Origin of the sequence: Achromobacter sp. (genome assembly GCF_049647645.1) — a bacterium.
In the GTDB taxonomy this organism is placed as follows: Bacteria; Pseudomonadota; Gammaproteobacteria; order Burkholderiales; family Burkholderiaceae_B; genus Achromobacter.
On the sequence record NZ_JBARYB010000274.1, the window covers coordinates 63,266 to 87,842 of the forward strand.

The window sequence follows — 24,577 nt, forward strand, 5'->3', positions numbered from 1 at the left end:
CGGGACGCCCCAAAGTACAATGGGCGCCGACGCTCGGCCCGCGGGCCGTGCTCAACCGCTTCCGGACAATTTCCAATGAACGTTCCCGCCGATTCTCCCGTCACGCCGCGGCGTCGTCCCAGGAACCTGGCCCAGGGGCTGGTCGAGAGCATCACGGACCGCATCCGTGGCGGGAACATCCGGCCGGGCGACAAGTTGCCGACGGAATCCGAGATCATGCGCCAGTTCGGCGTCAGCCGGACGGTGGTGCGCGAGGCGCTGTCGCGGCTGCAGGCATCGGGCCTGGTCGAAACGCATCATGGCGTGGGCACCTATGCGCTGGAGCCCAGCGGCGGCAGTGATTTCCGCGTGGATCCCGCCGACATCGCCACGGTGCGGGACGTGCTGGTGCTGCTGGAGCTGCGCATCTGCCTGGAAAGCGAGGCTGCCGGCCTGGCCGCGGCCCGGCGCAGCCCGGCGCAGCTGCTGGAGATGAGGCGTGCGCTGGATGCCTTCAAAGGCGCGCTGGACAGTGGCGGGGACACGGTCACGCCGGATTTCCAATTCCATCTGTTGGTCGCGCAATCCACGGACAACCGCTATTTCGCGGATCTCATGTCGCATCTGGGTTCGGCCATCATTCCGCGCACCCGCATCAATTCGGCGAAGTTCGCACAAGAGGACCGCGCCGCCTATCTGGCGCGCGTGAACCTCGAACACGAGGACATCTACGGCGCGATCCAGCGCCAGGACGCGGAGGCTGCGCGCGCGGCAATGCGCACGCATTTGAGCAACAGTCGCGAGCGGCTGCGGCGCGCCCAGTAAGGACGTCCGCCGGTGGTTGGCGCAAAACCGCGTTAATCTTTGCGCGTTTTCAAATTTCGGACCACGAGGCGGCATGGCTCTGCTCGGCATACACGGCGGCATTTCCACATCTGAACGGGCGTTGCGGCGTCAGCGGAGGACGCTAGCATGCGTCGGCTGACTCTACGGTTCGTTATTGCCGTCCTGGCGCTGCTGACGCTGTCGCGCCTGGGTCTGGCCTTCTGGATGTGGGACCGGGTCGAGGCAGCCGGCGGGCTGGGGCCGCTGCTGCTGGGCGGGCTGCGCATCGATGTCTGCCTGATGTCCATGGTGATCGCGCTGCCGGCGGTGTTTTCGCCCTGGTTCGGGCACCGGCCGCTGGCGGCCCGCATCACTGCCTGGTGGTTCCGCGTCTGGTGGATGCTGTTCGTGCTGCTGGAAGTCTCCACGCCGCAGTTCATCGCGGAGTACGACACGCGGCCCAACCGGCTCTATTTCATCTATCTGCTCAACCCGAAGGAAGTCGGGTCGATGCTGTGGCAGGGCTACAAGGGCGTGCTGCTGGCGGCCTTGGTGGTGCTGCTGCTGGCCGCCTGGCTGTCGGTCCGGCTGTTCGCCACTCGCGTGCGCGATCCGTTCATGTCGTGGTGGAAGCGGCCGGTGGCTTCGTTCGTGATCCTGGCGTTGGTGTTCCTGGGCGCGCGCGGCACGCTGGAGCATCGCCCGATCAATCCGGCCAAGGTCGCCTACAGTTCCGATGCCATGGTGAATGCGCTGGCGCTGAATTCCTTGTACAGCGTGTTTGATGCGGCCTACCGGATGCGGGACGAACGTTCGTCCGCCGCCATGTATCCCAAGATGGCGGTGGATGAGATGAATGCCATCGTGCGCGAGAAGGCCGGATTGACCGGCGCGCCGCTGGATCCGCGCTATCCCAGCCTGCATGAGCAGAAGGCGACGGTGCGCCGGGACAAGCCGCTGAATCTGGTGATCATCCTGCAGGAAAGCCTGGGCGCGCAGTATGTGGGAAGCCTGGGCGGGCGTGATCTGACGCCCAACATCGACCGGCTGGGCAAGGAAGGCTGGATGTTCCATCGGGCCTATGCGACGGGTACGCGCTCGGTGCGGGGCATCGAGGCGGTCACGGCGGGGTTCCTGCCGAGCGTGGCGGACGCGGTGGTGAAACTGCCGCGCTCGCAGACGGGGTTCTTCACGCTGGCTCAGGTGTTGGGCAAGCACGGCTACCACTCCCGTTTCGTGTACGGGGGCGAGTCGCACTTCGACAATATGCGGGCGTTTTTCCTGGGCAACGGTTTCGATGAGATCGTGGATCGTCCGAAGTTCGTGAATCCGGTGTTCGAGGGTTCGTGGGGGGCGTCGGACGAGGACATGTTCAACCAGGTGGACCGGCTGTTGCGAGCGGATGGCGACAAGCCGGTGTTCACGCTGGCGTTCTCGGTATCCAACCATTCGCCGTGGGAGTATCCGGAAGGGCGCATCAAGCCGGTGGGAGATCCGGCGACGGTGGACAACACGGTGCGCTATGCGGATTGGGCGTTGGGGCAGTTTTTCGACAAGGCGCGCAAGGCGCCGTACTGGGACAACACGGTGTTCCTGGTGATCGCGGACCACGATTCGCGCGTCTACGGCTCCATTCCGGTGCCGGTGCGGCATTTCCAGATTCCTGCGCTGATCCTGGGGGCGGGCATCGCACCGCGGCAGGATGAACGGTTGGTGAGCCAGATCGACATGGCGCCGACCATGCTGTCCTTGATCGGGCTGGACAATGTGAATCCGATGTTGGGTGCGGATCTGACGCAGCGGGATCCGAACCGGGCGATGATGCAGTACGCGGATAATTTTGGGTATCTGCAAGGGGATCAACTGCTGGTGCTGGAGCCTGCCAAGCCGCCGCGGCAGTTTCGGTATGAGGCGGCGCCGGTGGGGCGTGACGAGGTTTATGCGCCGGTGGAGCCTTTGGATGCTGGGCTTGCCGATGAGGCGTTGGCGCATGCGTTGTGGGCTAGTTGGGCTTATCGGGAAGAGCGGTATCGGTTGCCTTGAGGCGGCTGTCTTTGTGCGGGGTGTTGCTGGTTCTTAAGGCGCTTGGGGCGTCGGGGGCCTGGGGTGCGCGGGGCAACGATTGCGGTCCGGAGCCTTCGCTCCGGACTTCCCCTGCGTCATCCTCGTACGCCTTCGGCTCCCTACGGATTCCCTTGGGCTTATCGACGCCCCGCGCGCCCCAGGCCCCCGACGCCCCAAGCTCTGGTGGCTGAATGCCACGGATCGTTGGGGAGGGAATTTTTCTTAGGGTTCTTGGCGCCGGAGTGTTACGGTGGAAGATCTTGCGGTGCCTGCCTCAAAAGGCCGCCCGGGCGGCCTTTTGAGGCTTACGCGGTGGCTTGCCATGGCGGATGGCGTTGCGCGCAATTGGTAGCCTTGATTCTGCGCAAGTCGGATTTTTGTTGAAGGTAGGAAACTGGCGCATGACTTTTCCTGAATCGTCTTCTGATGCTGCTCGCGCTGCCGCGGGCGCTCAATCCAGCAAGCCTGATTCCCCTATGCCGCTGCGGCGCCGCGCGCTGCCCTTGCCGCGCGGGCGGTTTGCGTGGATCACGGGTGTCGTCAGTACCGTTTGGCTGGCGGCCAGCACGCTGTTCTGGTGCTTGCTGCTGTTTCCGGTCTCGTTGCTGAAGTTGTTGCTGCCGTTTCCTGCGGTCAGGCGGCACATTGACCCTGTACTCAACGGTATTGCGACGGCGTGGGTGTCCAGCAATGCCGGGTGGTTGGCGCGGATCCAGCAGGTGCCTTGGGATATCCAGGGCAATACGGGACTGCGCTACGCGGACTGGTATCTGGTCAACTGCAATCACCAGTCGTGGGCGGATATCTTTGTCTTGCAATATTCGCTGAACCGGCGCATTCCCCTGCTGAAATTTTTTCTGAAGCAACAGCTGATCTATGTGCCGGTGATCGGGCTGGCTTGGTGGGCGCTGGACTTTCCGTTCATGAAGCGCCATGGCAAGGCGGCGTTGCGCCGCAATCCGGATCTGGGTCGGCAGGATCAGGAGACCGCAAGGCGGGCCTGCGCGAAGTTTTCCTTGGTCCCGACCAGCGTGATGGTGTTTGCGGAAGGGACGCGGTTTACGCAAGCCAAGCGCGATGGGCAGAGTTCGCCGTACCGCCATTTGCTCAAGCCCAAGGCGGGCGGGCTGGCGGTGGCGCTGAATGCGATGGGCAAGCGCTTTCGCTCGATGATAGATGCCACCATAGCCTATCCGGACGGCGCGCCCAGCTTTTGGGATCTGGCTTGTGGCCGCGCGGGTCAGGTGCTGGTGCGCATGCGGCAGTTGCCGGTGCCGCCGGAGTTCTGCGATGCCGACTACACCGGGGACAAGGCGTTCCGCACGGCCTTCCACCACTGGCTGGGCCAGCAGTGGCAGGCCAAGGACGATGAGATCGAGGCGTTGACCGCGCGTGCGCGGTCCAACGCCAAGACCGATTAAACGCGGGCCGGCAGCACCAGGCCCGAGCTCGCGCCGAAGCCGATGCGCGGATAGCCTGCCTTCACGCATTCGGCGCGCATGATGACCTGGTCGCCGTCCTGCAGGAATGTGCGCTTTTCGCCCCAGGGCAGGTCGATCGGGTTCTTGCCGCCATTGCACAGTTCGAGCAGCGAGCCCGCTTCCGAGGGCTGCGGGCCGGACAAGGTGCCGGTGCCCAGCATGTCGCCCGGTTGCAGGTTGCAGCCGTTGACCGTGTGGTGGGTGATCAGCTGTGCCACGTTCCAGTAGGCATCGCGGAAGTTGCTGCGCGACAGGAAGGCGGGCGGCTGCTGGTCGGCGCGCGATTTTTCGGTGGTCAGCAGGACTTCCATCTGCACGTCGAAGGCGCCCTTGGCGCGGTTCGCGTCGGATGCCAGGTAGGGCATGGGTTGCGGCTCGGACGGGCCGCGGTTCCATTGCGTGCGGAACGGCTCCAGCGCTTCCATGGTGACGACCCAGGGCGAAATCGTGGAGGCGAAATTCTTGGCCAGGAAGGGGCCCAGGGGCTGGTATTCCCAGGCCTGGATGTCGCGCGCCGACCAGTCGTTGAGGATGCACAGGCCAAACACATGCGATTCGGCGTCGGCCAGGCTGATGCGGTCGCCTTGGGCATTGCCGGTGCCGACGAAGATGCCCAGTTCCAGTTCGTAGTCCAGGCGGGCGCAGGGGCCGAATTGCGGCGCTTCGCCCTCATTGGCGGGGCGGGTCTGGCCGACGGGGCGGGGGAATTTCTGGTCCACGCCGATGCTGGAGGCGCGGCCGTGGTAGCCGATGGGTACCCACTTGTAGTTCGGCAGCAGGGGATTGTCGGGGCGGAATTGCTTGCCCACGGCAGTGGCGTGGTGCACCGAGATGTAGAAGTCGGTGTAGTCGCCGATGCGGGCGGGCGTGGTGTATTCGGCGTCGGCCTGGGAGACCAGCAGGGGCTCGACGGCGCCGCGCAGGGCCGCGCCTTCGCGCAGCGCGCGGGACAGCGCCAAGCGCAGGGCGCTCCAATGCGCCTGGCCCAGGGCCATCAGGGCGTTCAGGCTGTCCGTGGCGCAAGCTGCCAGGGCTTCGGCGGCCAGGCCTTCGAAGGGCGGCTTGGCCGCCAGCGCGGCCAGGTCCAGGATCTGGTCGCCGATGGCCACGCCGGGGCGGAACGATACGCTCGTGCCCTTGCGGCGGAACGAGGCGTAGGGCAGGTTCTGCACCGGGAAATCAGACTCGCCGGTGTTGGCGCTGGCGATCCAGCTCTTCAGGGACGGGTCGTGGGTTTCGTTGATGGTGGTGGTCATGGCTGCGTGTCTCTTTCAGTGTGGTTATGCGGTGGCCGGGCGTCAGGCACCGGAAGATTCAAATGCCAAACAGCGATGAGCTTGCGCTCATCGCTGCGGGCGTGGAAAGCAGAGGGGCTGCGCGTCACGCCTTGCTGGGGTCGAAATGCTTGGCGATGCCCTGCCAGCACCGGTAGTAGTCGCCCTGCAATTCTACCGAGGCCAGCGCCTGGTCCGTGGGGCGGATGACGCGGCGCGTCTCGAACATGAACGCCATCGTGTCGCGGATGTAATGGGCAGTGCTGGTGTCGGCGCGGGAGGCCTTTTCGAAGGTCTCGGCGTCGGGGCCGTGGCCGCTCATGCAGTTGTGCAGGCTGGCGCCGCCGGGCGCGAAGCCGTCGGCCTTGGCGTCGTAGACGCCCTGGATCAGGCCCATGAATTCGCTGGCGATGTTGCGGTGGAACCAGGGCGGACGGAAGGTGTTTTCCATGGCCAGGATGCGCGGCGGGAAGATCGCGAAGTCCATGTTGGCCGTTCCCGGGGTGTCCGACGGCGCGGTCAGGACCGTGAAGATCGAGGGGTCCGGATGGTCGTAGCTGATGGAGCCGACGGTGTTGAAGTTGCGCAGGTCGTACTTGTAAGGCGCGTGCGTGCCGTGCCAGGCCACCACGTTCAGCGGCGAATGGTCGATGGACGCGCGCCAGAAGCCGCCCGTGAACTTGGCGATCAATTCGAAGTCGCCTTCGACGTCTTCATACCAGGCTACCGGGGTCTTGAAGTCGCGGGCGTTGGCCAGGCAGTTCGAGCCGATGGGACCGAGCTCGGGCAGGCGCATGGCGGCGCCGAAGTTCTCCAGCATGTAGCCGCGCGCACTGCCGTCCAGCAGTTCCACGCGGAAGCGCACGCCGCGCGGAATGACGGCGATTTCCAGCGGCTCCAGGTCGATCAGGCCCAGTTCGGTGGCCAGGCGCAGGCGGCCTTCCTGCGGCACCAGCAGCAACTCGCCGTCCGCGTTGTAGAAGTAGCGGCCTTGCATCGAACGGTTGGCGGCATACATGTGTATGGCCACGCCGCCCAATTCATCGGGACTGCCGTTGCCGCCCCAGGTCTTCACGCCCTCCAGGAAGTCGGTGGGGGCGGCGGGGATGGGAAGCGGGCTCCAGCGCAGCTGGTTGGGCGTGACGGGCCCCAGGCCGAAGGCGCTTTGCCAGCCGGTGGCGCCGTCAAAGGCTTCGAACGGCTTGTGCTGCGCGCCCGGGCGGATGCGGTACAGCCAGGAGCGGCGGTTTTCACTGCGCGGCGCGGTGAAGGCGGTGCCGGACAATTGCTCGGCATACAGGCCGTAGGGGCATTGCTGCGGCGAGTTGCGGCCCAGCGGCAGCGCGCCGGGCAGGGCCTCGGTGGCGCAATTGTTGCCGAAGCCGGTTTGATATTGCAGTTCCATGGAATCCTCCTGAGCGGCAGCGCGGTGCTTGGCCGCGCAGCCTGTTGCGGGTGGCCGGTACGGAAGGCGTCCGGGGGCCGATACGTCATTGTCGGAAAAAACCCCCGCTACGGCTACGGGAATGCAAAAATAGAGACTATAAGTTTTGTGAATAGTAGGGGGGCGCATGGCCGAGTTGCGCGATGTCGATCTGAATCTGCTGCTGTTGTTCCAACATCTGCTGGAGGACCGCAATCTGTCCGCCGTGGCGCGGCGCATGGACCTGTCGCAGCCCGCCGTAAGCAATGGGCTGAGGCGTCTGCGGGAAACGTTCGGCGATGACCTGTTCGTGCGTACGGCGCAAGGCATGCTGCCCACGCCGCGCGCCCAGCGCCTGGCGGGCCCGGTCAGCGAGGCGTTGACCATGCTGTCGCAGGCCCTGAAAGACCAGGACGCCTTCGACGCCGCCAGCAGCACGCGGCGCTTCCGCGTAGCGATGACGGATGTGGGCGAGATCCACTTCATGCCGCGCTTGATGGAAGTCTGCGCACAGGTGGCGCCGCTGGTGCGTATCGATTCCGTGCGCGTGCAGGGGCAGGACCTGGCGCGGGAAATGGAGGCCGGGCGGGTCGAGCTGGCGATCGGCGCATTCGATGAAATAGGGGCGGGTACGCTGCAGCGCATGCTGTTCCGCCAGGGCTATGCGACCCTGTTCAGGCAGGCGCATCCGACGGCGCACGCCGGCATGAGCCTCAAGGCGTTCCGGGCCGAGCGCCACCTGATCGTGTCGCGCGCGGCCCCCTATGGCCAGGTCAACCAGTCCATGGAGCGCGCCGGCGTCGATCTGGCGGAGCACTTCAGCGTGCCGCATTTCTCGGCCGTGCCGTATATCGTCAGCGCGACCGACGTGCTGGCCACCGTGCCCGAGAGACTGGCCGCCAGCGCGGCGCAGCCGTTCGGCCTGCGCTACATGACGCCGCCGATAAGAGTGCCGGCGCTGCAGGCCAATATGTACTGGCAGCGCCGGATGGAGCGGGACAGCGGCAACCAGTGGCTGCGCGCGCTGATCATCAATACGTTCGCGGTGGGGGCGTGAACGGATTTACGGCGCCACCGACGCGCGAGCCTGGCGCAAGGCCTCGCGCAGCACGTCCATGTCGCCCAGGTGGTTGGCCAGCAGCAGGATCAGCGCCGCGTTGAGCTCCTGGCTCTGTTCGTTGGTGAGGTCGCGGTGGGTCTCGATCAGCGCTTCGTAGAAGTCGTCAGGCGAACCCAGATTGGTTTCGGTAATCAGCATGATGGAGTGATCTCGAAGTTCAGGCGCGGCCGGTGGCGCGGCCGACCGCCGCAGCGACGGCGGCGGCGTTGAAGGCGCGCCAGCGGCCGCAGACGTGCTGGTCGGGACGGATCAGATAGGCGGTGCCGGCCTGCGCGTCATAGCGCTTGCCCAGGCATCCCTCGCGGTCCGTTACGGCAGCCAGTTCCGCTGGCAGCGCGGACAGGTCGCATTGCGGGCTGGTTACCAGCACGGCCTTGACCGGCACCGGCGCCATGCGCAGGGCTTGCAAGGCGAGCAGCGCGTCGCGGTCGGGCAGCGCATCGCCGCAGAACAGGGCCAGTACGAACTCGCCATTCAGTTGCGCCAGCCACCAGTCCTGCGTGCCTTGCGCGTCCACGGGGGCATCCAGCGCCACCGCGCCCGGCACCATGCGGCCGGCGAAGGCGTCGGAGTCAGGGGTGTTGAGCGGCGAGCCGGCGTAGGTGGCGGGCAGCGACAGGCGGCCGCTGTTGACCAGCGAGCGCGCGAAGGGATGGGTCTTGGCCAGGTTCAGCACCGCATTGCGGAAGCTGCGGCTGATGTCGCTTTTGGGCGTGATGAAGTCGGTGGCGCGCGACGAGTTCAAGATGTTCTCGTCGGCGGCGTACTCGCGTTCGGCGGCGTAGCTGTCGATCAGCGCCTCGGGCGCCTGGCCGGCCAGCACCAGCTTCAGTTTCCAGGCCAGGTTCTCCGCGTCCTGCACGCCGCTGTTGGCGCCGCGGGCGCCGAACGGCGACACGCGGTGCGCGGAGTCGCCCGCGAAAATGACGCGGCCGTGGCGGAACTTGTCCATGCGTTCGCAGGCGAAGGTATAGACGCTGACCCATTCCAGCTCGAAGCGCGCGTCGGGGCCGAGCAGGGCGCGGATGCGCGGCAGCACGTTCTCAGGCTTGACGGCTTCAACTGGGTCGGCGTTCCAGCCCAGCTGGAAGTCGATGCGCCAGACATTGTCGGGCTGGCGGTGCAGCAGCACGGACTGGTTGGGATGGAACGGCGGGTCGAACCAGAACCAGCGCTCGGTGGGGAAGTCCGCCTGCATCTTGACGTCGGCGATCAGGAAGCGGTCGCGGAAGATGCGGCCATGGCTTTCCTGGCCAATCAGCTTGCGCACCGGCGAACGCGCGCCGTCGCACGCGATGAGCCAGTCGGCATGCAGCGTGTATGCGCCGTCGGGAGTTTCCATGCTCAGGACCACGCCGTCATCGCGCTGCTCCACGCCGACAACCTTGTTCTTCCAGCGCAGATCGATATTGGGTTCCTGGCGCGCCTGCTCGTACAGATAGCCTTCCGCGTAGTACTGCTGCAGGTTGATGAAGGCCGGGCGGCGATGGCCGGGCTCAGGCAGGAGGTCGAAGCGCCACACTTCCTGCTCGCGGAAGAAGACCTTGCCCACATTCCACGAGACGCCCTTGTCTATCATGCGCTGGCCCACGCCCAGGCGGTCCCAGATTTCCAGGGTGCGCTTGGAAAAACAGATGGCGCGAGAGCCGGTCGACAGGCGGAAGTCGTCGTCCAGCACCACCACGCGCACGCCCTGGCGGGCGAGATCGAGCGCGGTGGTCAGGCCGACCGGACCGGCTCCCACCACCACTACCTGATGGCGCGCAAGTTCGCTGGCGGCCTGGTCGGCGTGTTTTTCATAGGCGAATTCCATCGCCTGAAAGTCGATGTCTCCCACGGTTGTCTCCTGTGTGGGTCATATTGTTTTTATGTCACGAAGCCGCGCGCTGCCTTGCGGCGCGCGATTCCGGTTGTAGCGGGGACAGGCCGCCAGCGGCGGCCCGCAGGGATCAGCCTTCCAGCTGCGCCCACATCTCCAGGTCGCGCTTGTCGGTCCAGATGCGCGGGTGGGTGTGGCCGGTGGCCTCGTCATAGGCGCGGGACACATCGAACGGCATGCAGTGGTCGAAGATCACCCAGTCGCTGTAGCGCGGCTTCATGAAGTCGTAGACCTCGCGGTAGATGGTCTTCAGGTCCTTGCCTTCGGCTACGCCGCGGTTCACCGCGCCGTACAGATCGGTCAGGAAGGCGCGCGTGCCGGCCAGGCCCTGGCGGACCTCGGTGGCGCTCTTCAGCGCCGGGCCGCGGCCCGGCACCATCTTCTCGGCTTCAAAGGTCGACAGCGCATCCAGCGTGCTGGGCCAGTCGCGGAAGTAGGCGTCGCCGCAATAGGGGGTGGACTGGTATTCCACCAGGTCGCCGGCGAACAGGATCTTCTGCTCGGGCAGCCAGGCGATGGTGTCGCCCTTGGTGTGGCCGCGGCCCACCTGCAGCAGCTTGACCTCGAGGTTGCCCAGGTTGACGGTCATCTCGCCCTTGAACGTCATCGTCGGCCAGACCAGGCCCGGCGGAATCGATTCGGCGTTGCGGAACAGGCGGGGGAAGCGGCCGATTTCACTGGCCTTGTCCTGCTCGCCGCGCTCGGCGATCAGGTCGTAGGTGTCGCGGCTGGCCAGGATTTCCTGGGCGTCGTAAGCCGACGCGCCGAACACGCGCACGGCGTGGTAGTGCGACAGCAGGATGTACTTGATGGGCTTGTCCGTGACTTCGCGGATGCGGCGGATCACGTCTTGCGCCATGACCGGCGTAGCTTGGGTATCGACCACCATGACGGCCTCGTCGCCGATGATCACGCCCGTGTTGGGGTCGCCTTCGGCCGTGTAGGCATAGGCGTTGTCGGACAGTTTTTCGAACGAGACGACCTTGTCGTCCAGGTCGGCGTGCGAGGCGAATTGCTTGCTCATGGAGGCTCCTTCCACTTTTCTAGGAATAGGGTGTGTGGAAGAAATATAGCCCGACGTTAGTGTTTGTGCAATACGTTTGCTATAAACGAATTCCCTTGTTTTTTCAGGGATTTCCCGTGGGTTTCCGGAGGGGCGGCGGTCAATTTTTCTGGCATTTCGGGCAGTAATAGGTGGCGCGCTGCCCCTGCACGATGCGCCGTATCGGGGTGGCGCAGACCCGGCAGGGCTGGCCCTCGCGTTCATAGACCGCGGCGTGGATCTCGAAGTAGGCGCCCGGCTCGCCGGTGGCTCCGACATAGTCGCGTAGCGTGCTGCCGCCCGAGGTCAGGGCGTCGGCCAGGGTGGCGCGCACCATGTCGGCCAGGCGCTCGCAGCGGGCGGGCGACAGCTTGTTGGCCGGCGTCTTGGGGTTGATGCGGGCGCGGAACAGGCTTTCCGACGCATAGATATTGCCCACGCCCACCACCGCCATGCCCGCCAGCAGCACCTGCTTGATGGCGGCGCCATGGTTCTTGAAGTGGCGGTGCAGCCAGGCGCCGTCGAAACGCGGGTCGAAGGGCTCGATGCCCAGCTTGGCCAGCAGGGGATGGGCATCTACGGGGCCGTCGCTGGCGGAGTGCCACAGCACCGCGCCGAAGCGCCGCGGGTCATGCAGGCGCAGCACGGCTTCCTCGAAGATCCATTCGACGTGGTCGTGCTTGCGCAGGAATTCGCCGGGGGCCACGCTGCGCAGCGACCCGGACATGCCCAGGTGCACGATCTGGGTGCCATGTTCGAACCGCAGCAGCAGATATTTGCCCCGGCGCGCGCATTCCAGCACGGCGCGGCCGGCGATCGTGGCCGGCAGATCCGGCGGGATGGGCCAGCGCATGCGGGATTCGTGGATGACCAGCCGCGTTAGCGTCCGGCCGGTGATGACGGCGTCGATTCCTCGGCGCGTGGTTTCGACTTCAGGCAGTTCCGGCATGAGCCAGTGTAAGATCATTAATTGCGTGTACGAAGATTGTGCCATCAACCGGACGGGCCGCGTGAAGTCGTCTTTCAAACCTATAAATATCGGGATCGCCGCGCTAGCGCTTGCGCTGGCAGCAATACTGACCCCGCCGGCCCAGGCCGCCGACAGCCGGTCGCGCGATGCGACCGGGCCCAGGATGGCGCCCCAGAGCCGCCACCCTGAAACCGAAGTAATACGGCTGCGCCCCGGGCAGTTGCCCTATGTCTCGCTGACCGCAGACATCTTTTACCGTGTGCTCGCGTCCGAGATCGCCGCGCAGCGCGGCATGTACGGGTCGGCGGCCACCACCATGCTGGGCCTGGCGCGGGATACCGGCGATCCTCGCCTGGCCCGCCGCGCCCTCGAGTTCCAATTGGCCGGCGGCAATCTGCCCGGCGCCCTGGACGCGGCCCGGGTCTGGGCGCGCCTGTCGCCCAACGACGTGGAGGCCAGCTCCACCGAGTTGGCGTTGGCCGCCGCCAACGGCCAGACCAAGGGCCTGTCGCAGGCCCTGCGCAACCGCATAGACTCATCGCGCGACAAGCCGGCCGCCATCGGCCAGGCCCTGGCCGTGCTGAGCCGGCTGAACGACCGCCGCCTGGCCTTGCGCATCCTGGACGAATCCCTGAGCGACAACGTGCGCAAGCTGCCGGCCGCGCACCTGGCGCTGGCGGACGTGGCCTCCGCTTCGGGCGACTACGCCCGCGCCTCGCAGGAGTCGCGCGCGGCCCTGGCCGCCGATCCCAAGTCGGAAGCCGCCGCCCTGCGCGTGCTGGAATACGGCTACAAGGTGGACCCGCAACGCGCGCAGACCGAGGCGCGCACTTATATCGCGCGCAATCCCAACGCCCGCAAGGTGCGCCTGATGTTGGCCGGCCAATTGGCCGACAGCGGCGACTACAACGGCGCGCTGGCTGAATTGCAGGCCATGTCGCGCCGTTCGCCGGAAGATTTCGATTTGCTGTTCATGCAGGCGCAGCTGGCTTACAAGGCCGGGCAGTTGCCGCAGGCCAAGAGCTTGCTGCAGCAGTATCTGGACGTGCAGCAACAGCGCCAGCGCGCCACCGTGCCGGGCGCGACCGACGCCGGCGCAGCCGCCGCCGATGCCCATGTGCTGCTGGCCCGCATCGCCGAGGACCAGGGGCATTACGACGACGCCATCGCCGAACTGGGCCGCATCGACGACCCGACCCTGCGATACTCGGTGCACATGCGCCAGGCCGCCTTGCGCGCCAAGAGCGGCCGCATCGACGACGCGCTGGCCATGATCGACGCCGCCGGCCCGCAGGACGAGGAAGAGCGCACGCTGGGCGTGCTGACCAAGGCGCAGATTCTGCGCGACGCCGACCGCGTGCCGCAGGCGGTGTCGGTGCTGGAAGCGGCCGATCAGGCGCTGCCCGACACGGTCGAGATCAAGTACGAACTGGCCATGCTGTATGAGCGCCAGAACCGCCTGGCCGACCTGGAGCGCATGCTGCGCCAGGTCATCGCGCTGGATCCGGATCACGCGCACGCCTACAACGCTCTGGGCTACACGCTGGCCGATCACAACCAGCGCCTGCCCGAGGCCCTGGATCTGATCACGCAGGCGCTGGAACTGGCGCCCAACGATCCGTTCATTCTCGACAGCATGGGCTGGGTCAAGTACCGCATGGGCGATTCCGCCGCCGCCGCCGACTACCTGCGGCGTGCCTACAGCGTGCGTCCGGAAGCCGATATCGCCGCCCACTTGGCGGAGGTCCTCTGGACCCAAGGCAAGCGCGATCAGGCCGTCGAACTGCTGCGTGCGGCGCTGATGAAGGATCCCAAGAACAAGACCGTCCTGGACGTGGCCAAGCGGCTGGGGATCAGTCTGTGATGGCAGCAGTCCGACGCATGTTCGGCGTTGCCGCGCCGCTGCGCTGGTTCCTGATGGCGATGTTGGCGGCGACGCTGGCCGCCTGCACCACGCCCAAGCCGATCGAAGGCGCCAGTGCCGACGCGTTCTCGCGCATCGGCCGCTTCGCCATCACCGTCAACGAGGAAAGCGGCAAGCAGAACGCAGTGCAGGGCGGCTTCTCGTGGTCGGACGACGGTCGCCACTATGTGTTGGACCTGACCAATCCCCTGGGCTCGACCGAAGCTCGGGTGGAAGGGCGGCCCGGCGCGGCCAGCCTGACCAAGGCCGACGGCACCCGCCTGGTCGCCGACAATCCCGACGCCCTGGCCGAGGAAGCGCTGGGCAGCAGCATGCCTGTGTCCGGTCTGCGCGACTGGCTGCGCGGCAAGCTCGCCGCCACGCCCGAGGCCACCGAAGTGTCCCGCGACGAACTGGGCCGCCCGGCGGCTTTCGAGCAAGGCGGCTGGCGCGCGCGGCTGTCGCGCTACGACACGTTGGGCCCGCAATTGCTGGTGCTGGAACGCCAGGAGCCGGGCCGCCGCATCATGCTGCGGCTGGTGGTCAATCAGCCTTGAATGGCGGGCCATGCCGGCTCGAAACCAGCGGTAGCCGGTAAAATCGGGCTACCGCTTTTTTTTCGCCCAGCCGTGACTCTCTACGACGTACCCGCTCCCGCCAAGCTGAATCTATTCCTGCACGTCGTGGGCCGTCGTGCCGACGGCTACCACCTGCTGCAGACCGTCTTCCGCTTCATCGACCTGTGCGACACCCTGCATTTCGACGCACGCGCCGATGGCGTCATCAGCCGCGCCACGGAACTGCCTGGCGTGCCGGAAGACCAGGACCTGACCTTGCGCGCCGCGCACGCGTTGCGGCGGGCCACAGGCGTGAAGCAGGGCGTGCAGATCAGCCTGGAAAAGCGTATTCCGCAGGGCGGAGGCTTGGGTGGGGGCTCCAGCGATGCCGCCTCGGTGCTGATCGCGCTGAACAGGCTGTGGGGCACGGGATTGTCGCGGCGCGAACTCATGGCGCTGGCCCTGCCCCTGGGCGCGGATGTGCCCGTGTTCGTCTTCGGGCAATCGGCTTTCGCCCAGGGCGTGGGCGAAGACCTGACTGCGGTGACGCTGCCTGAACGCGCCTACCTGGTGGCGCAACCGGACGCCAGCGTGCCCACCCCACAAGTATTTTCTGCCCCCGATTTGACAAGGGATTCTTCTTCCACCACAATAGCGGTCTTTCTTGCTTCGCCTACTTCCCGCTTCGGCAGGAATGATTTGGAGCCGGTGGTCTACCGTCTTTACCCAGAAGTGCTTGGGGCATCGCGGTGGCTTGCTGAACAGGGAATCCTTCGTGGAACCCCAGTTCGCATGTCGGGATCTGGTGCGTGTTTGTTCGCCGAATTTTCCGAGCTGTCCGAAGCCGTTTTGGCAGAAGCAGAAATATCCGCTATAATGCGCGGCGCTGATAAAACATTCAGCCAAACGCATCCACGGTTTCGGTTAGTGCAGGCATGTACTGGGTTAACTGAACATCCGTTGCGGAATTGGATTGCAAGATAGTTGGGGAGTCGCCAAGCTGGTTAAGGCACCGGATTTTGATTCCGGCATGCGAAGGTTCGAATCCTTCCTCCCCAGCCAACCGAATACATAAAAAAGCTGTTGAACACGCCTGTAAGACACTGGCCCGGGTTCAGCAGCTTTTTTATTTTCCGGATCCGCTGGTGCATCACCTCGCATCACCTCGTTAGTGTCTTAAAACGACCATCGCATCATCCATCATGGCAAACGATAGCTTCATGATTTTCACGGGCACCGCCAACACTCGGCTGGCCGTGGACGTAGTCAACCACCTCGATATGTCCCTGGGCAAGATGACCGTCGGTCGCTTCTCGGACGGCGAAGTGATGGTCGAGATCAACGAGAACGTGCGCGGCAAGGATGTCTTCGTCCTGCAGCCCACCTGTGCCCCCACCAATGACAACCTGATGGAAATCATGGTGATGGTCGATGCCTTGCGCCGCGCTTCCGCTGGCCGCATCACTGCCGCCATTCCCTATTTCGGCTATGCCCGCCAGGACCGCCGCCCGCGTTCGGCGCGCGTGGCCATCTCGGCCAAGGTCGTGGCCAACATGCTGCAGGTGGCTGGCGTCGACCGCGTCCTGACCATGGACCTGCACGCCGACCAGATCCAGGGCTTCTTCGATATCCCCGTGGACAATATCTACGCGGGTCCGATCCTGCTGGGCGATATTTGGCGCCGCAATTTCTCGAACCTGGTCGTGGTGTCCCCGGACATCGGCGGCGTGGTGCGGGCCCGCGCGCTGGCCAAGCAGCTGGAAGCCGATCTGGCCATCATCGACAAACGCCGTCCGCGCGCCAACGTGTCGGAAGTGATGAACATCATCGGTGAAGTCGACGGCCGCACCTGCATCATCATGGACGACATGGTCGACACCGCCGGCACGCTGTGCAAGGCGGCCCAGGCCTTGAAGGACCGCGGCGCCGGCGCCGTTTACGCCTATTGCACGCACCCCGTGCTGTCGGGCGGCGCCATCGACCGCATTGAAGCATCGGAATTGGACGAACTGGTCGTCACCGACACCATTCCGCTCTCCGAGCAAGGCCAGGCCAGCGGCAAGATCCGCCAGCTGTCGTGCGCCGCGCTGCTGGGCGAGACCATCCTGCGTATCTCGAACGCCGAATCGGTCAGCTCGCTGTTCGTCGATTAAGACGCGGCGTCCCTCGGACGGGCAGTCCGGATACAGAGTTTTGCGCCTTGCTGGTCGCGGCAAGGTGCAACAAACACGGCGCGCATTTCGCGTGCCGTGTACCAACCGGCGAAGTCTCTTCGCCATTTATTGTTTTTGGAGTTTTCCATGAAATTCAATGCCACTGCGCGTAGCGTCCAGGGTTCGAGTGCGAGCCGCCGCCTGCGCCGCGCGGGCCGCGTTCCTGCCATCGTTTATGGCGGTACGGCTGCCCCCCTGAACATCGAACTCGACCACAACGAGATCTACCACGCCCTGCGCAAGGAACAATTCCACGCGTCGATCCTGCAAATGGCGCTGGAAGGCGCAGCCAAGGAAGAGCAAGTCCTGCTGCGTTCGGTTCAATGGCACGCCTACAAGCCGCAAGTCCTGCACGTGGACTTCCAGCGCGTGGACGCCAACCAGGCCCTGCACACCAAGGTCCCGTTCCACTTCATCAACGCTGAAGTCTCGCCGGCCGTGAAGCTGGGCGGCGCCATCATCAGCCACGTCCTGACCGAACTCGAAGTCACCTGCCTGCCGGCAGCGCTGCCCCAGTTCATCGAAGTGGACCTGAAGGATCTGCTGCCTGGCGCTTCGATCCACCTGGCCGACATCCAGCTGCCCAAGGGCGTGACCTACGTCCCCCACGGCGGTGACGCCAACCCGCTGCTGGCCGCCACGGCCGTGGTCAAGGGCGGCGCTGCCGCTGACGAAGGCGCTGCCGAAGCTCCGGCCGCCTAAGTCCTGCCGGAAAGCCTTCGGGCTTTCCGCGGCTGATGCCCGAAACCCTGCGTGTGCATTTGCATGCGCAGGGTTTTTTGGTTTAAACACCCCCATCATGTCTACTCCTATACGCCTCATCGTCGGGTTGGGTAACCCCGGCCCCGACTACGAAACCACCCGGCACAACGCCGGCTTCTGGCTGGCCGACCATCTGGCGGACGACTTGCGCACTTCTTTTGCGCTGGAGAAGTCCTTTTTCGGCATGGTGGCCAAGTCCCGCCTCGGCGCCGACAACGTGCTGCTGTTGAAACCCAACACCTACATGAACCGGTCCGGCCAGGCGGTCGGCGCACTGGCCCGCTTCTACAAGCTGGTGCCGGAACAGGTGCTGGTGCTGCACGACGAGCTGGACCTGATGCCCGGCCAGGTGAAATTGAAGCAGGGCGGCGGCCACGCCGGCCACAACGGCCTGAAGGACATCCAGGCGGCGCTGGGCAGCCCCAATTTCTGGCGCCTGCGCATCGGCATCGGCCATCCGCGCACGCTGGGCCTGGCCCAGCAGGTGGCGGACTTCGTCCTGCATCCGCCGCGCCGCGAAGAGCAAAAAGAGATCGAAGCGGTCATCGACCGTTGCCGCGCCGTGGTGCCGGCGATGCTGGCCGGCGATTTCCCGTTGGCGACGCGCCAGCTTCATAGCGGCAACGACGCCTGATGACAGACCAGCGGCGGTCCGCGCCCGACGGCAAACTGCGTTTTCGCAGTGAGGTCGTGGACTTCTGGCGTTTCATCCGCCACCCGCATCCGGCTTCGCGCCTGCCGGGCCGCGCAGCCGCGAGCGGCCTGGTGGCCGACTGGTGGCCGGGCCTGGGGCCGGGCCGCCTGCTGGCCTGGGCCGCGTTGCTGTGGGCTGTGAACCTGTTCGCCCTGGGGCCTGTCGCCGTGGCGGCGGCGGGGCTGGGTGGCGTCACGCATCGGCTCGATCCGGCCAACATCCCCTGGCTGACCGCCGTGATCTGGGCGCCGTTGGTCGAGGAAATACTGTTCCGCTACGGCCTGCGCCGCCCCAAGCAGACGCTGTGGCTGATCCCGGCGATGGTGCCTGTGGTGCTGTGGGGTCCCAAGGTCTGGACCGGCCTGCTCCTGGCCGCATTCGTGATCCTGGCCTGCTGGGGCGCGCGCCAGCGCGCCGAACCGCTGCAAGGCTGGGACACCACCTGGCGGCGCTATTACCTGAAGCATTTCGGCCTGGTGTTCCATCTGGTCGCGCTGACCTTCGCCGCCGTGCATCTGACCAATTTCGTCTACAGCAAGACGCCATACTGGCTGCTGCCCCTGCTGGTGCTGCCGCAGTGGCTGACGGGCCTGGTGCTGGGCTGGATGCGCGTACGGCGCGGAATCGGCGCGGCGATACTGCTGCACTCCGCTTTCAACGCCGGCCCCATTTTGATGATCTGGATCATCATGCGCTGGATCCCGGCTGCCGCGACTTAACCGGGGCCTCAGCGGCCACAGCACCGGCGGGGCTCGAGCGCCCGGCCGGGGTAAACTAGAACGTTAACGATCAATACCGTACTTACACAGGATTCCCATGGCTCTGCAATGCGGCATCGTCGGCCTGCCCAACGTAGGCAAATCGACACTCTTCAACGCTCTGACCCGCGCCGGCATCGCCGCCGAGAACTATCCGTTCTGCACCATCGAACCCAACGTTGGTGTGGTCGAAGTGCCGGATCCGCGCCTGCAGAAGCTGGCTGAAATCGTCAAGCCCGAACGCATCCTGTCCGCCACCGTCGAGTTCGTCGACATCGCGGGCCTGGTCGCCGGCGCGAGCAAGGGCGAAGGCCTGGGCAACCAGTTCCTCTCGCACATCCGCGAAACCGACGCCATCGTCAACGTGGTGCGCTGCTTCGAGGATCCCAACGTGATCCACGTGGCGGGAAAAATCGACCCTATCGCCGATATCGAAGTCATCGAAACCGAGCTGGCGCTGGCCGACATGCAAACCGCCGAAAAGGCGCTGCATCGTCACCAGAAGACCGCACGTTCCGGCGACAAGGAATCGCAGCGCATCGTGGCCGTGCTGGAAAAGTGCGTGGCCCAGCTGAACGAAGCCAAGCCCATCCGCGCACTGGACCTCTCGCCCGAAGAGCAGGCCGACATCGCCCAGCTCTGCTTCATCACCGCCAAGCGCGCGATGTACGTGGGCAACGTGGCCGACGACGGCTTCACCAACAATCCGCTGCTCGACCGCCTGACCGAATTCGCCGCCGCGCGCAACGCGCCCGTGGTCGCGATCTGCGCCGCCATTGAATCCGAAATCGTCGACCTTGACGATGCCGACCGCCAGGCCTTCCTGTCGGACATGGGCATGGAAGAACCCGGCCTGAACCGCCTGATCCGCGCCGCCTTCAAGCTGCTGGGCCTGCAGACCTACTTCACTGCGGGCGTGAAGGAAGTGCGCGCCTGGACCGTGCCGATCGGCGCCACGGCGCCGCAAGCTGCCGGCGTCATCCACACTGACTTCGAACGCGGCTTCATCCGCGCCCAGACCATCGCCTACGAAGATTTCATCACCTACAAGGGTGAGCAGGGCGCCAAGGAAGCGGGCAAGATGCGCGCGGAAGGCAAGGAATACATCGTGCAGGATGGGGACGTGATGAACTTCCTGTTCAACGTCTGACGATTTTTTCGGAACTCAGGAGCGTTCAGTGGCGCCTGGTGGATTGAGCAGACCTTTTTAAATCAAGGGCTTGCCAAACAATACGGTCTACTGAGCGTTCCTATTGTTCATCGAGGTCTGAAAAATTCGGGGGTAGCGTTGGGGGTACTCGTGTTCAACCGTGGGGGTACTTTTCCCCGCAGTGGAGTCCAACGATGCCCGAAAACCTACTCACCGACCTCAAAGTCAGGTCGGCCAAATCGACTGATCGAGATTGGAAACTTTCAGACGGCGGGGGCTTGTTCCTGCTGGTCAAGCCCACCGGCGGCAAGCTCTGGCGGTGGAAGTACCGCCTGCAAGGCAAGGAGAACCTCTTTGCCATTGGCGGCTTTCCTCAAGTAAGCCTTGCGGAGGCGCGCGCGGCCCGCGAGAAGGCGCGTGCCTTGGTCAAGCAAGGCATCCATCCTGCCCATGAGCGGCGGCAGGTCAAGGAGCGCAACCTCGAAGCGCTGGAGGAACGTAAGCGCGCCCGTGAAAGCTCGTTCGCCAAGGTGGCGCAGGCGTACCTGGCCGAGATCAAGCCAGTCTTTGCGCTCAGTTCCTACCGCACGAAAGAGTCCCGCATCAGGAAGTACCTGTCGCCCAAGTTCGATGGGATGCCGATGAGCGACATTGGCGTGAAGCAGATTCGCCCGCTGCTGGAGGAGTGCAAGTCCCACGGTGCGTGGGCGACGATTCACGTCAAAGGTGATCTTTCAGCGATCTTTGAGTTTGCGGTGGTGCGGGGGCTGGTCGAGGCAAATCCAATTCCCAGCCTGCGCGGGCTGCTGCGCGTGCCGTTCAGCGAGAGCAAGGCGGCGATGACGCGAGAGCAAATCCAGAAGTTCTATCAGGAGTTGCGCGGCTACCGGGGCTATCCGGAAACCTCGTTGTGTCTGAGGCTGATTGCGTTGACCGCCTGCCGTCCAGGGGAAGCGGCGGACGCAGAGTGGGACGAGTTCGACTTTGAGGATGCGCTGTGGCGGCGGCCTGCGGCGAAGATGAAAGCGCGGCGTGACCACGTCAGCCCGTTGTCGGCGCAGGCTATTGCCGTGCTGAAGGATTTGCAGTGCATCACGGGCGGTGGCCGCTACCTGTGCATAGCGATGCCGTAGCCCGTGCATGTTGCTCAATCCCGCCGCTTTACACTGACCATCGTAGACATGCCGCTGCTGGATGTAGCTTTTGTGTGCCGGGATCATTGATCCAGCGCCTGCCAGACGGTGCGCAGCCCGGAGCACTTCGTGCTGTTCGGGCGTGGTGATCGGTACGGTTCGTGCCCTTCCGCCTTTCGTCCATGACCCTTTGAGAGCGAGATGATCGCCCCGGTCTGCATAGCTGGGCTGGAACTTGATGGATTCTTCTCGGCGCAGGCCAAACGCGGCCTGCAGTTGCAGGCTCATGCGCACATGGACATCGGTGATCTGATCAAGTGCAGATCCCAGTTCGCGGGCCTTGCTGATGTTGGTCACATAACGGCGTTCAGCCACGCCAAGCTGTGCGTTGGCCATCGGAAGGACACCAGCCTTGCCGATCTTCTCGGCCCACCAGCGCAGGTGAGAGAGCCGATTCTTGATGGTGCCGGACGACAAGCCTTCGCCTTGCCAGCGTTCCAGCAGCGCCTGAGCGTGCTTGCCCTTGAGTGACGATGCTTTCATCTGCCGGAAACCCGCCTTGCGCAGTTGCCGGGCGGCCAGCGACAGCGAGCGCATCCGGTCGGCCTGTGTAGTGTGGCTGCCGTCACGGTTGCGTTGGCAAAGCTGCCGCAGGGTATAGGTCAAGTCGTCCATTTTCTGGCCTCCAAGCAAAGCGCCATACTGCGTTGTCCTGAAAATCAATGGTTAGTGTTGGTGCCAACTCGCTGACGCGAGATCCCGTGAGGGCAAGGGCATGGTGTTCAGGAGACACCAGAGCCTCGAATGAGGCATCCGTCTTGCTCCCTGCTGGAAGCCCGGACGGAGGTACTACAAGACGAAAGTGATGCGAACGTGGACGAGTCCTCCTATGAAGTGAGTGGGATGAGAAATGCAGCGGGAGCCCTGTGCGTTGCACAGAGGAAACTGCCGCAAAGGACAGCGCGCCAGGCGGCGCGGTAGGGATGAGTTCAAACAGACGAAGAGGGCTCCGCCCTTGGGTAGGGCCGGTATGCGGTCGGAGCCTGGGCATACCTGGGGTGGCTCCACCCTTTCGGGCCAGCGCTTGCAGGAACCTGCGCTGTTGGGGGTGCCGATGTACGAAGCCCATCGGTCTTGGCGACTGCCCGGTCAGTGTAGCGCTGGCATCATCATGTAGGCCGCACGCAATGGGAACAGGCTTTTGCCCGCATTGTTGGCGGTGTGGCGCGGGTCGTCACTGCGGAGTGCAGTGACGACCCGTTTCGCGGCAGCATTTGCTACGCAGGATGCGGCTGCCATCCCCTGGCCTGCATTGCCTGCGCTGCGATGTCCCCAGTGTTCGTCGAGGCGTTCAGCATCTTGCGGATGTTGGCGATGTGCGCCAGGGCAGTTTCACGCGATGCCGGTGGCGCAGTCGGTTCAGGGCGGGCTTCGGTACGCGGCGGAGTTGTAGGCAGGTTCGCGACAGACGCCTCCTTGCGTCCTGCCCACAGACGGAATTCGCCCGCAAAAACGCGCTTCACCAAGGCGAAGAAGTAGGCCACGACATTGCGCACGGTGCCGCTCTGGCTGCGTGCCTGCAACTCGTCGAGCACTTCCTGGCGATGCTGCGGCGGCAGCCGCCGCAAGGCGGCCTGCACGTCCTTTTGCTGATCTGCCTGGGCATTGCTCAGGCAAGGCGGCAAGCTCACCGACTGCGATGCCGGATCGCCGTCGCCTTCGCGCGCGCGGTACGTACGTTCTTTTTTATACATATGCGTCTTATACGTACTGCCCTGCTCAGCCGTCATGTGGCGAGCGTGTTCGGTCTGTTGAGGAACAAGTGTGCTGCCAGCGGAATCGCCAGACAATGGCAGTGGGTCGGCTGCCTCGCTCTCCTGCGACGGCGGCGTAGGGGGCAAATCATCGTCATCGCCGAGCTGATCGTGGGTCGCAATGGAGGCGGCTTCAGGTGCCTGTGCCAGCGTTGCCTGAATGTGGACAGCCACCCGATCCACCTGGTTGTTTTCGTGGCCGATGGAGGCTTGCAGAAGCGCGGACAGACTGGCATCGAGCGTGCGGGCCTGCTGGAAGTGCAGGGCGCTTTCGTGAACCTGATACAGCTCGCTGAGCACATGGCCGGTTAGAGGATCGCGCTGCTGGCCTACCAGGCTGATCCAGCCCGTCAGCCGAAGCACAACGAGAACGCGCCGGGCCGTCTCGTACCCGGCCCGCTGCCCCAGCGGGGTAGAGGTGAGATAGCGACGCAACTGCCCCAGGTTTGCCAGCGGACTGATGCCCTCCGCAGAGCGCAGCATGCGCAGAACCTGCCAACCATTGCGCTCCAGCGGCGTGAGGCGCGCATCGAGCATGAGTGAGGCCGGCGTCATGAACAGGGCATCTTGCCCCAGCGGGTTGTGGCGGGTGTGGTGGTCTGCCATGAGAGTTCTCCAAGGTCTGGGCCACAGCGGCCCGTTCCCCTGCATCTCATCGCGTACCCTCTCGGCAGTCAGCCAACAATGCGGTCTGCGCCATACCCGTTTTATCCGGCAGGCGCAGCGCTGGCGCCGGCATCCAGACTGATCTATCATCCCGATACCCCTATGGGGGTACAACTGGGGGTACTTCCAGCGATTCCCGCAAAGGTCGTGGCCAGATTTCTCCGCGAAACCTAGTGTTCACAAGCCTTTGCCAACCGATCAACGTTTAAACGTGTGATCAACGTCTAAGCGCAGCTGAACATTCTGCGACGCACCCCAAAGATCGGACTTCGGGCCGATCTTTGGGGTGTTTTTCATGGAGAGGGGGCACGAGCGATACACGCTGCTCGCGCCCCGGAAGTACCCTGCGAGGAAGGCAGGAAGGGCAAGAAGATAACTTTCTGCGGCGAAAGACTGGTTATTCGCTGCAAATCTTGCGGTGAATAGGGGGGTGGCCGGTCAAGGCCGAGTTGGACTGCGTCAGCAGCTGGCTTGACCGCAGACGCGCAAGTTATCGAGCGGCACCCAGCCTGCCTCACCATCGGCGAGTCTGATCGCCCACACCCATCCATTCAATTCGCGTTCGCCGCGCAGCATTTCGCCTTGCGCGACATCCAGTTCCTTGTTGGTGAAATCCTCCGTCATCGTGGCGCTGCCGTCGCCGTGGCGGTCAAGGAATTGCGCCGGCACGAAGCCGGCTTCCTGGCCCTCTGGCGTGCAGTGATACCAGTCGGGCCAGCCCTCGGGGCCATCGTACCGTTCGCCAACGGCCACGCGATCTCCTTTGCGTACGAGCATGGGCTCGGGAAATTCGCTGGCATGGGCCTGGATGACGAGGTAGTGGCGATCGGGATTCATGGGTACTCCTTGTTCGTGCTGTTGCATGCGCGG

General features: G+C 64.7%; 21 protein-coding genes, 1 tRNA gene and 1 pseudogene. 14 read left to right on the forward strand and 9 right to left on the reverse strand.

The window, feature by feature from the left end; all coding sequences use genetic code 11:
- Positions 1 to 75 precede the first annotated feature (75 nt).
- The 3 genes from WBB14_RS31680 (at position 76) to WBB14_RS31690 (ending at position 4,289) form a co-directional block, all read left to right on the forward strand.
- A complete protein-coding gene (locus WBB14_RS31680) occupies positions 76 to 804 on the forward strand; it encodes a FadR/GntR family transcriptional regulator (protein WP_424243292.1) in 729 nt (242 codons plus the stop codon).
- 147 nt (positions 805 to 951) lie between these two features.
- Positions 952 to 2,847 carry an LTA synthase family protein gene (locus WBB14_RS31685; RefSeq protein WP_424243293.1) on the forward strand — a complete coding sequence of 632 codons (1,896 nt, stop codon included), beginning with the start codon at positions 952 to 954 and terminating at the stop codon, positions 2,845 to 2,847.
- Positions 2,848 to 3,269: 422 nt separating this feature from the next.
- Positions 3,270 to 4,289, forward strand: coding sequence for an acyltransferase (locus tag WBB14_RS31690; protein ID WP_424243294.1), 1,020 nt, complete (start codon positions 3,270 to 3,272; stop codon positions 4,287 to 4,289).
- Here the strand turns inward: WBB14_RS31690 and fahA are convergent.
- Both fahA and hmgA read right to left on the reverse strand, forming a co-directional pair.
- A complete protein-coding gene (gene fahA, locus WBB14_RS31695; protein WP_424243295.1) occupies positions 4,286 to 5,605 on the reverse strand; it encodes a fumarylacetoacetase in 1,320 nt (439 codons plus the stop codon). The two genes, WBB14_RS31690 and fahA, sit on opposite strands and share 4 nt — an antisense overlap.
- Before the next feature lie 124 nt (positions 5,606 to 5,729).
- A complete protein-coding gene (gene hmgA / locus WBB14_RS31700; RefSeq protein ID WP_424243296.1) occupies positions 5,730 to 7,028 on the reverse strand; it encodes a homogentisate 1,2-dioxygenase in 1,299 nt (432 codons plus the stop codon).
- 166 nt (positions 7,029 to 7,194) lie between these two features.
- Here hmgA and WBB14_RS31705 point away from each other — a divergent pair, with 166 nt between their 5' ends.
- A complete protein-coding gene (locus WBB14_RS31705) occupies positions 7,195 to 8,103 on the forward strand; it encodes a LysR family transcriptional regulator (RefSeq protein ID WP_424243297.1) in 909 nt (302 codons plus the stop codon).
- A 6-nt stretch (positions 8,104 to 8,109) separates the two neighbouring features.
- Here the strand turns inward: WBB14_RS31705 and WBB14_RS31710 are convergent, their stop codons facing one another.
- From WBB14_RS31710 to mutM, 4 genes are all read right to left on the reverse strand, one after another.
- On the reverse strand, positions 8,110 to 8,304 hold the full coding sequence (locus WBB14_RS31710) for a DUF2783 domain-containing protein (RefSeq protein ID WP_414639406.1): 195 nt from the start codon (positions 8,302 to 8,304) through the stop codon (positions 8,110 to 8,112).
- A gap of 19 nt (positions 8,305 to 8,323) precedes the next feature.
- A complete protein-coding gene (locus tag WBB14_RS31715) occupies positions 8,324 to 10,003 on the reverse strand; it encodes an FAD-dependent oxidoreductase (RefSeq protein ID WP_424243298.1) in 1,680 nt (559 codons plus the stop codon).
- A gap of 112 nt (positions 10,004 to 10,115) precedes the next feature.
- Positions 10,116 to 11,069: an MBL fold metallo-hydrolase gene (locus WBB14_RS31720; RefSeq protein ID WP_332012501.1), complete on the reverse strand. Its 954-nt coding sequence runs from the start codon at positions 11,067 to 11,069 to the stop codon at positions 10,116 to 10,118.
- 139 nt (positions 11,070 to 11,208) lie between these two features.
- Positions 11,209 to 12,036, reverse strand: coding sequence for a bifunctional DNA-formamidopyrimidine glycosylase/DNA-(apurinic or apyrimidinic site) lyase (gene mutM, locus WBB14_RS31725; RefSeq protein ID WP_424243299.1), 828 nt, complete (start codon positions 12,034 to 12,036; stop codon positions 11,209 to 11,211).
- Between mutM and WBB14_RS31730 the strand changes: the two genes are divergently transcribed.
- The 10 genes from WBB14_RS31730 (at position 12,035) to WBB14_RS31775 (ending at position 21,227) form a co-directional block, all read left to right on the forward strand.
- Positions 12,035 to 13,921, forward strand: coding sequence for a tetratricopeptide repeat protein (locus WBB14_RS31730; RefSeq protein WP_424243300.1), 1,887 nt, complete (start codon positions 12,035 to 12,037; stop codon positions 13,919 to 13,921). The two genes, mutM and WBB14_RS31730, sit on opposite strands and share 2 nt — an antisense overlap.
- Positions 13,921 to 14,517 carry a lipoprotein insertase outer membrane protein LolB gene (lolB, locus tag WBB14_RS31735; RefSeq protein ID WP_424243301.1) on the forward strand — a complete coding sequence of 199 codons (597 nt, stop codon included), beginning with the start codon at positions 13,921 to 13,923 and terminating at the stop codon, positions 14,515 to 14,517. Before WBB14_RS31730 ends, lolB begins: the two co-directional genes overlap by 1 nt.
- A 72-nt stretch (positions 14,518 to 14,589) precedes the next feature.
- Positions 14,590 to 15,501 carry a 4-(cytidine 5'-diphospho)-2-C-methyl-D-erythritol kinase gene (gene ispE / locus WBB14_RS31740; protein WP_424243320.1) on the forward strand — a complete coding sequence of 304 codons (912 nt, stop codon included), beginning with the start codon at positions 14,590 to 14,592 and terminating at the stop codon, positions 15,499 to 15,501.
- Between the two features lies 1 nt (position 15,502).
- Positions 15,503 to 15,579: transfer RNA gene (locus WBB14_RS31745), tRNA-Gln, on the forward strand.
- A gap of 140 nt (positions 15,580 to 15,719) precedes the next feature.
- Entirely contained in the window at positions 15,720 to 16,670 is a 951-nt protein-coding gene (locus WBB14_RS31750) for a ribose-phosphate pyrophosphokinase (protein ID WP_006227587.1), read from the forward strand.
- Positions 16,671 to 16,817: 147 nt separating this feature from the next.
- Positions 16,818 to 17,432, forward strand: a complete 615-nt coding sequence (locus tag WBB14_RS31755; protein WP_424243302.1) for a 50S ribosomal protein L25/general stress protein Ctc — start codon at positions 16,818 to 16,820, stop codon at positions 17,430 to 17,432.
- 97 nt (positions 17,433 to 17,529) lie between these two features.
- Positions 17,530 to 18,126, forward strand: coding sequence for an aminoacyl-tRNA hydrolase (gene pth, locus WBB14_RS31760; RefSeq protein WP_424243303.1), 597 nt, complete (start codon positions 17,530 to 17,532; stop codon positions 18,124 to 18,126).
- A complete protein-coding gene (locus WBB14_RS31765) occupies positions 18,126 to 18,905 on the forward strand; it encodes a type II CAAX prenyl endopeptidase Rce1 family protein (RefSeq protein ID WP_424243304.1) in 780 nt (259 codons plus the stop codon). Before pth ends, WBB14_RS31765 begins: the two co-directional genes overlap by 1 nt.
- A gap of 97 nt (positions 18,906 to 19,002) precedes the next feature.
- Positions 19,003 to 20,094: a redox-regulated ATPase YchF gene (gene ychF, locus WBB14_RS31770; RefSeq protein WP_332014805.1), complete on the forward strand. Its 1,092-nt coding sequence runs from the start codon at positions 19,003 to 19,005 to the stop codon at positions 20,092 to 20,094.
- A gap of 194 nt (positions 20,095 to 20,288) precedes the next feature.
- Complete coding sequence (locus tag WBB14_RS31775; RefSeq protein WP_424243305.1) at positions 20,289 to 21,227, forward strand: tyrosine-type recombinase/integrase; 939 nt, start codon at positions 20,289 to 20,291, stop codon at positions 21,225 to 21,227.
- Here the strand turns inward: WBB14_RS31775 and WBB14_RS31780 are convergent.
- The 3 genes and pseudogenes from WBB14_RS31780 to WBB14_RS31790 form a co-directional block, all read right to left on the reverse strand.
- Positions 21,207 to 21,902: pseudogene (locus WBB14_RS31780) on the reverse strand (phage integrase N-terminal domain-containing protein); the annotation flags it as partial. The gene WBB14_RS31775 and the pseudogene WBB14_RS31780 overlap by 21 nt on opposite strands.
- Before the next feature lie 602 nt (positions 21,903 to 22,504).
- Positions 22,505 to 23,647: an STY4528 family pathogenicity island replication protein gene (locus WBB14_RS31785; RefSeq protein ID WP_424243306.1), complete on the reverse strand. Its 1,143-nt coding sequence runs from the start codon at positions 23,645 to 23,647 to the stop codon at positions 22,505 to 22,507.
- A 519-nt stretch (positions 23,648 to 24,166) separates the two neighbouring features.
- On the reverse strand, positions 24,167 to 24,544 hold the full coding sequence (locus WBB14_RS31790) for a ligand-binding protein SH3 (RefSeq protein WP_424243307.1): 378 nt from the start codon (positions 24,542 to 24,544) through the stop codon (positions 24,167 to 24,169).
- Positions 24,545 to 24,577 lie beyond the last annotated feature (33 nt).

Bases quoted from the DNA above. Each gene is read 5' to 3' on its own strand.
- WBB14_RS31680 (WP_424243292.1), top strand. From the start codon at position 76: ATGAACGTTCCCGCCGATTCTCCCGTCACGCCGCGGCGTCGTCCCAGG.
- WBB14_RS31685 (WP_424243293.1), top strand. From the start codon at position 952: ATGCGTCGGCTGACTCTACGGTTCGTTATTGCCGTCCTGGCGCTGCTG.
- WBB14_RS31690 (WP_424243294.1), top strand. From the start codon at position 3,270: ATGACTTTTCCTGAATCGTCTTCTGATGCTGCTCGCGCTGCCGCGGGC.
- fahA (WP_424243295.1), bottom strand. From the start codon at position 5,605: ATGACCACCACCATCAACGAAACCCACGACCCGTCCCTGAAGAGCTGG.
- hmgA (WP_424243296.1), bottom strand. From the start codon at position 7,028: ATGGAACTGCAATATCAAACCGGCTTCGGCAACAATTGCGCCACCGAG.
- WBB14_RS31705 (WP_424243297.1), top strand. From the start codon at position 7,195: ATGGCCGAGTTGCGCGATGTCGATCTGAATCTGCTGCTGTTGTTCCAA.
- WBB14_RS31710 (WP_414639406.1), bottom strand. From the start codon at position 8,304: ATGCTGATTACCGAAACCAATCTGGGTTCGCCTGACGACTTCTACGAA.
- WBB14_RS31720 (WP_332012501.1), bottom strand. From the start codon at position 11,069: ATGAGCAAGCAATTCGCCTCGCACGCCGACCTGGACGACAAGGTCGTC.
- WBB14_RS31730 (WP_424243300.1), top strand. From the start codon at position 12,035: ATGAGCCAGTGTAAGATCATTAATTGCGTGTACGAAGATTGTGCCATC.
- mutM (WP_424243299.1), bottom strand. From the start codon at position 12,036: ATGCCGGAACTGCCTGAAGTCGAAACCACGCGCCGAGGAATCGACGCC.
- lolB (WP_424243301.1), top strand. From the start codon at position 13,921: ATGGCAGCAGTCCGACGCATGTTCGGCGTTGCCGCGCCGCTGCGCTGG.
- WBB14_RS31750 (WP_006227587.1), top strand. From the start codon at position 15,720: ATGGCAAACGATAGCTTCATGATTTTCACGGGCACCGCCAACACTCGG.
- WBB14_RS31755 (WP_424243302.1), top strand. From the start codon at position 16,818: ATGAAATTCAATGCCACTGCGCGTAGCGTCCAGGGTTCGAGTGCGAGC.
- pth (WP_424243303.1), top strand. From the start codon at position 17,530: ATGTCTACTCCTATACGCCTCATCGTCGGGTTGGGTAACCCCGGCCCC.
- WBB14_RS31765 (WP_424243304.1), top strand. From the start codon at position 18,126: ATGACAGACCAGCGGCGGTCCGCGCCCGACGGCAAACTGCGTTTTCGC.
- ychF (WP_332014805.1), top strand. From the start codon at position 19,003: ATGGCTCTGCAATGCGGCATCGTCGGCCTGCCCAACGTAGGCAAATCG.
- WBB14_RS31775 (WP_424243305.1), top strand. From the start codon at position 20,289: ATGCCCGAAAACCTACTCACCGACCTCAAAGTCAGGTCGGCCAAATCG.
- WBB14_RS31785 (WP_424243306.1), bottom strand. From the start codon at position 23,647: ATGGCAGACCACCACACCCGCCACAACCCGCTGGGGCAAGATGCCCTG.
- WBB14_RS31790 (WP_424243307.1), bottom strand. From the start codon at position 24,544: ATGAATCCCGATCGCCACTACCTCGTCATCCAGGCCCATGCCAGCGAA.